The following is a 3403-nucleotide window of genomic DNA, read 5'->3' on the forward strand; positions in this document are numbered from 1 at the left end:
ACGCTGGCTTCACGTAGTGAATCCCCTCATGATGGGATTTGTGCAACAAAGCCGTGTATTACAGAAAGACGGAACGATTGCACTGAAGCATGAAATTTATGCTGAAGAAGATAAAAGCAGCATCAAAGGAAAAACTGCAATCAATACTGCACTAGCTAACGTGTTCAGCAAACACAACGAAACTAAAAGCAAAACGAAAAAACAAGCTGATGCTGAAGCAGATGCTGCAAACAGTAGCGATACTGTTGCGCAATACATCGAAGATGAAAAGCAAGCAGCAGAGTCTATCAACGATAAAGCTGCACTAGCAGCATAAGGAGTGAACTATGTTTAGCATTGAAACAACGTACTACTGCGATGACTGTAAATCAGTTACATCAAAGCAATGGAAGTTTGAAAATCCTCGCAAAGCATACTTGTTCTATAACGAACGTGTTGATGCACTTGCAGACAAAGAGGCAATCAAAGTTGGATACATTGAACTACGTTATCTAACTGATAACCCTAAAGCCTTTGATAGCTATCTAATGCTTACAGCAAATATAGGCACTGATAGCTATTCCTTCACTGCATCGCATTGGATGATGAGTTCAACAGAACTGATGGAAATCTACGATGTAATGACTGAAAAGACTTTGAATAAGGAGGCAGCGTAATGTTTTTACGAAAAAAACCCTATATCCCTAATCACAGCAATTCTTATTATTTGGAAGATTTGCATCCATCAACTCATCAAGTGAGATTCTCTAGTATATCTAAAGATGAACACGAACTAATAGAACGTAGAGTTCCTTTTAGCGACGAAGATGATGCGTGTTACGCATTTCAAATAATCTCTGAAAGAATGATGCGAGATGATACTACGTTATTTGGAAGCGTTTTTTTACTGTCACCAAATGGTGTTGAAAGTGTAACTGTTGTCGTAAATAACAAAGCCTACACAATTGACGAACAAGGCAGTATTTCAAATTTCAAAGTAGAAGAAGTGAACGATGACTATTCTGACACTCTTACAGCTTTCAGAAAGGAGGCTGCGTAATGTTTGACTTTGAACCAAAGACTACAACAGACATGGTGTTTTCAGATGCAAATACTAAGCGTCTGCTGTTAGATATAGTGACACGTAAACTTACATTCCCTACAAATGGTAAGAATACACTATTGCTGTATGGCACTTACGGTAGTGGAAAAACTACGTATGCTAATGTGTTTTTTAATGACTACGAAAAATCTTATGGTGGCAGTGATGCACTCATAGATGTGATAACAAATGAAGAAGGAGATAAGATTACAGAACAGATTACTCGTCTGAATAATCTTTCAAGTTTTACTTCGTTTAATGAGTCAGAAAAGCACTACTTTCTGTTTGATGAAGTGGATAACTATAGCGATACGCAACAGCAACGATTAAAGAGTTTTCTGAATAGAAAAAATATCGTTGTTGTAATGACGACAAACTTCTTACACAAAGTAGATATGGGGATACGAAGTAGAAGTCATGTTGTATGTTTCAACGCATCAAACAATGCATTTGATTACGTACAGCGTATGAAAAAAATAGTAATCCAAAATAAGCTGCCTATGGTAAGTGACGCTACACTCACATCAATTGCACAACATGCAAATGGTGATTGGAGAACTATGTGTTCTGAATTAGAACAAGTTTGTAGCAATATACCACTACCACCTACGCAGCAATCCAATAGACTTACAGTTGTTAAGTAGATCATTAGGCAGCACTCATGTGCTGCCTTTTTTCTTTTCAGTACTCAAATTCTTTGATACCTTTGCAGCATGTCTACAAGAAAATACTCAGAAGAACACATCAAAGAGTGGTGCCATGCACACTATCCATCTATAGATAGTGCGTCTGACGATGTTGTTTTGGAAGATAAGCTAAAGCAGTTACTAATTGAAGGTAGCTGTCTCTTTGATAAGTACCCTATCCAAGCAAATAGAACACTTCACAACCTACTTTCTGTAAATCGTTACACTCGCTATTTCACAAATCGTGCAAAGATTGAATTACTTGGATTTGATAACTTCAAGTTTCTGTGCAGTATTGGTGGAAGTAAATATACAAACGAGTACATCTTTACTACCTTACTTCGTCAGCATGTTAGTGAAGCCATTATTACTGAATGCGAAAAGCTATTAGCTACATACGCTAAGTAGTTTTAGGCAACGTCTACTTCAGCATAAAGCTGCTGCTGAAATTCGACAAAAGTACGCTGAATGTCTTGTACGCTACCTAACTCTTGTTGTGCAGCATGTATACTGCCGTACTTAGCTGTAAGTACCGTACTCAGCTTACCTACATCCAATTCGTCTACACCAATGTTTACGTAGTTACGTAAGACGTATTCAACGAACTCTCTTTGCTTCGCATTTAGCAAGTTATAGATATTACCTTTGTTTGTTTCTACACGTGCTGCACGTGTTACTGGTGCTTTTGCATATGCGATGTATTCAAGCACATCAAACAAGTCGCTATCTTTAGCGTTAATCAACTCTTGCAGCTTTTCTAAGTCATCCTTATGACATCCAGCGTTTTCTAGCTTCTTAAGCAACTCTCTACGTGTCATCGGATTTGCCCATAGACTGCGAAGTTTTTCTTCACTTTCTAACAGTTCTGGCAACTTAAGAGTATCAAATAGACGCTTAAGGAATTCTTCTGCGCTAATAGGTTTTCCATCAACGTAGAAATACGTACTACTCATACTTTGTAGTTCACGCACTTTTCCATCACTTAGCTTAATGCGTAACTTTGGCTTATTATGCGTGTCTTCACCCTCGTCGCCACCTTTACCACCGCTGTTACCTTCCTCGCCTTTGCCACCTTTCTTACCAGTATCACCACCTTCTGGTTCTACTGGTTCACCGTCCCATTCAGCATCATTGAACAAGTGATATGCGTTCACAAAGTCGACGATAGTAAAGAAATGTTTGCCTTCAAACAGACGTGTGCCTCGTCCAATAATCTGTTTGAATTCAATCATGCTGTTTACTGGACGTAGCAAAACAATATTGCGAACGTTACGTGCATCAACGCCAGTGGTTAACTTTTGGCTAGTAGTAAGTATGGTTGGAATTGATTTATCGTTGTCTTGAAACTGCTTCAGATACGTATCACCAAGTGCACCATCATTTGCAGTAACACGTACACAATAATCTACACTTTTGCTGCTAGCTTCTTGATTTATTAAATCACGTACAAGTCCAGCATGTGCTTGATTGGCACAGAATACGATTGTCTTTTCAGCTTCATTGATGGCAGCAAGCATGTCTTGCACACGCTTTCTTTCACGTTCTTCAATGACAATTCGCTTGTTAAAGTCACTCTCTTTGGGCTTTGTTGCACAAATCCCATCATGAGGGGATTCACTACGTGAAGCCAGCGTGG

At 38.8% G+C, this 3403-nt stretch carries 6 protein-coding genes; 5 read left to right on the forward strand and 1 reads right to left on the reverse strand.

Going from position 1 to position 3403, the window contains the following annotated elements; genetic code table 11:
* From THS5294_RS06150 to THS5294_RS18210, 5 genes are all read left to right on the forward strand, one after another.
* Positions 1 to 316, forward strand: a 316-nt coding sequence (locus tag THS5294_RS06150) for a hypothetical protein (protein WP_233486421.1), incomplete at its 5' end; no start/stop codon positions are given.
* A 10-nt stretch (positions 317 to 326) separates the two neighbouring features.
* Entirely contained in the window at positions 327 to 656 is a 330-nt protein-coding gene (locus THS5294_RS06155; protein WP_058123055.1) for a hypothetical protein, read from the forward strand.
* Complete coding sequence (locus THS5294_RS18205) at positions 656 to 1039, forward strand: hypothetical protein (protein ID WP_139278682.1); 384 nt, start codon at positions 656 to 658, stop codon at positions 1037 to 1039. The genes THS5294_RS06155 and THS5294_RS18205 overlap by 1 nt, the downstream gene beginning before the upstream one ends.
* Positions 1039 to 1725: an AAA family ATPase gene (locus THS5294_RS17930; protein ID WP_072936838.1), complete on the forward strand. Its 687-nt coding sequence runs from the start codon at positions 1039 to 1041 to the stop codon at positions 1723 to 1725. The genes THS5294_RS18205 and THS5294_RS17930 overlap by 1 nt, the downstream gene beginning before the upstream one ends.
* A 69-nt stretch (positions 1726 to 1794) precedes the next feature.
* Positions 1795 to 2175 (forward strand): hypothetical protein, encoded by a 381-nt coding sequence (locus THS5294_RS18210; protein ID WP_139278683.1) that lies wholly within the window; start codon positions 1795 to 1797, stop codon positions 2173 to 2175.
* A gap of 2 nt (positions 2176 to 2177) precedes the next feature.
* Here the strand turns inward: THS5294_RS18210 and THS5294_RS06160 are convergent.
* The coding region (locus tag THS5294_RS06160) for a type I restriction-modification enzyme R subunit C-terminal domain-containing protein (protein WP_268873755.1) at positions 2178 to 3403 on the reverse strand (1226 nt) is incomplete at its 5' end.

This window comes from Thalassobacter stenotrophicus (assembly GCF_001458315.1).
GTDB lineage: Bacteria > Pseudomonadota > Alphaproteobacteria > Rhodobacterales > Rhodobacteraceae > Thalassobacter > Thalassobacter stenotrophicus.